At 71.4% G+C, this 2,831-nt stretch carries 2 protein-coding genes; one reads left to right on the top strand and one right to left on the bottom strand.

Translation table 11 applies throughout. From position 1 onward, the window contains the following. Positions 1–24: 24 nt before the first annotated feature. Positions 25–1,683 (top strand): TIGR03767 family metallophosphoesterase, encoded by a 1,659-nt coding sequence (locus ACWEBX_RS38890; RefSeq protein WP_451889426.1) that lies wholly within the window; start codon positions 25–27, stop codon positions 1,681–1,683. A gap of 289 nt (positions 1,684–1,972) precedes the next feature. Here the strand turns inward: ACWEBX_RS38890 and ACWEBX_RS38885 are convergent, their stop codons facing one another. Continuing rightward, entirely contained in the window at positions 1,973–2,704 is a 732-nt protein-coding gene (locus ACWEBX_RS38885; protein WP_451889425.1) for a VOC family protein, read from the bottom strand. Positions 2,705–2,831 lie beyond the last annotated feature (127 nt).

Below are 2,831 nucleotides of genomic sequence, written 5' to 3'. Positions count from 1 at the left end.
GCGCCTCGGCCCGCCCAGGCCGCCCTGCCGACGCAGGCTCCGCAGCCCGCCGCGGCCACCACGCTGGAGACAACGGCCCGCCTCGCCGGACCGGCCCGCACGGGCGGCTACCGGCGGCTGGTGTCCGGCCCCGGCTGGCCGCTCGTCGTGCGCGAGGAACTGGCCGCCGCCCGTTCGGGGCGGGCCGGCCGGCGTACTCCGCTGGCCTGCTTCGTCCAGTTCACCGACCTGCACCTCACCGACGTGCAGAACCCGCTGCGGACCGAGTTCCTGCGGGCGAGGTCCGACAGCGCCTGGCGCGCGCAGGAGGCGCTGACCCCGGCGGGCGCGGTGGCGCTCGTACAGCAGGTGAACGCGCTGCGCAGGGGCCCTCACTCCGGACTGCCGCCCGCGTTCGTGATGACGACCGGGGACAATCTCGACAACAACGCGGCGATCGAGCTGGAGTGGTTCCTCACGCTGATGAACGGCGGCCGGATCACGCCCACGACCGGTGACCCGACGGCGTACGAAGGCGTCCAGAACTCCGGCCTGCCCCTCTACTGGCACCCGGACGACGCCTCGCTGCGTGACCTGGACAAGCGGCGCGGACTGCCGCTGATTCCCGGCTTCCTTGCCGCGGCGACACGGCCGGTGACCAGCCCTGGGCTGCGCATCCCCTGGTACTCGACAGCCGGCAACCACGACGCGCTGCCCGGCGGATGCCTCTCACCGGCGCTCGGGGACATCGCGACCGGCTCCCGCAAGCTGCTCTCGGTCTCCGACACGGACGCCGCCGCCTACGCGAAGGCGCTGCGGTCGGGCGATGACCCGAAGAGCGAGGTCCTCGCCGCGATTCTGCGCCGGCACGCGGCGGACGCACGGCAGGTCACGCCCGACGAGCGCCGCCGACTGTGCACCCCGCGCGACTATCTGACCGCCCATCTCGACCCCTCCCACACCGGCCCGGGCCCGCTCGGGCACGGCTTCACACCGGACCATCTGGACGACGACCGCCTCTACTACACGTTCCGGATCGCCGAGAACGTCGTCGGCGTCAGCATCGATACCACTTACCGCAGCGGCCACTACGAGGGATCTCTCGGCACCGAGCAGCTCCGCTGGCTGGAGCGGACCCTGGCCGAACACAGTTCACGCTCCTACGACGCCGACGGCCGCCTCGTCCGCCGTCCCGGTGCCGACGACGCCCACATCCTGGTGTTCAGCCACCACCACAGTCCGAGCATGACCCGCCGTCCCGACGCCGCCCTCGGCGACGAACCCAGGCACGACGGCGCCGAGGTCATCGCCCTGCTCTCCCGCTTCCCCAATGTCCTGGCGTGGATCAACGGTCACAGCCACGTCAACCGCATCACCCCGCACGCGCACCCGGTGTCCGCCCGTTCCTTCTGGGAGGTCAACACGGCCTCGCATGTGGACTATCCGCACCACGCACGCGTGCTGGAGCTCACCGACAACGGCGACGGCACGGTCTCCCTCTTCACCACGCTCGTCGAGTCCGCCGCCCCGCACCGCACCTCCCTCGACTTCTCCGACCTCTCGGCGACCGGTCTGGCCTCGCTCTACCGGGAACTGGCGTACAACGCCCCCAGGCTCGCCGAGGGCATGTCCGGTGGTGTCCACCCGGGATGGGCGGGCACGCCGGGCGACCGCAACGCCGAACTGCTCGCCGTCACCCTGTGACACACGGCATCCGACCCGCACCGCGCTCGTGGCGCATCGACGAACAACACGGAAGGTGTGCCGCCGTGACGGCTCACCAAGAGTGTTCAACCGCGCAACGTGGCGAAGGCCCGCGACCTGCGCGGGCAGGGCAGTCATCTCCGGGCAGACACCGACGAGTTGGCCGGCCGGATGAATCGCTTGTCGTCGAGGTGGTCGGAGTGGCCTGAATCCGCTCGGCTCCCGCCATCAAAAAAGAGACCCCCGCCTGCCCTGAGTCCGGGCGGGCGGGGTCTTGGCGTCCGAAGTCCTACATGGGTACGGACTTGATCAAGGCGAACTGGGCCCCCTGCGGGTCCGTCACGACGGCCATCCGGCCGGCGACGAAATCGAACGGCGGGATGAGGACGTTGCCGCCCGCCTTGACCAGCGCGTCCACCACGCTGTCGGTGTCGTCCACCGAGAAGTAGGTGAGCCAATGCGGGGGCGTCCCGGGGGGCGCCATCTCACCCATGGTGGTCATGCCGCCGACCGAGCGGTCGCCCACGTTCATCGAGTGGTAGTTCTCCATGCCCTCCATCGGGGCGGAGGTCAGGCCCACCGCCTGCTGGTAGAAGGCCCCGGCGGCGGCCAGGTCCGGGGTGTGCAGCTCGTTCCAGGTGAAGGCGCCAGGCTCGTTGACCACCGCGGCGCCCCAGAAGTCGACGGGCTGCCAGACGCCGAAGACGGCGCCGGTCGGGTCGGCCGCGACCAGCATCCGGCCGACGGTGCCCACGTCCATCGCCGGGAACATCACGGTGCCCCCGGCAGCCGCGATCGCCGTCCCGGTGGCGTCCGCATCGGCGCTCGCCAGGTAGGTGGTCCACACCGTGGGCGGCATGGGATCGCCCTCGTTCATCGGCTGGGCCTTCATGATTCCGGCCACCGGCTTGCCGTTCAGGGTGCAGATCGCGTACCCGCCGAACTCGGGCGGGCCGACCTCGCCCTCCCAGCCGAGCAGGTCACGGTAGAAGTCGAGGGCTGCCTGCTGGTCGGGGGCCATCAGGTCGACCCAGCAGGGCGTGCCGGGTGGGTAGTGCGAGGCTGTGCCGTGCTCGCGCCCGCGGTCAGCGTCACCGCCCGCCCGTTCACCGTGACCTCGCTGCCGTGCGCGGCGGTCTCGCACCGCT

This window comes from Streptomyces sp. NPDC005070 (assembly GCF_053600395.1).
This window is presented reverse-complemented; position numbering and strand designations above follow the sequence as displayed.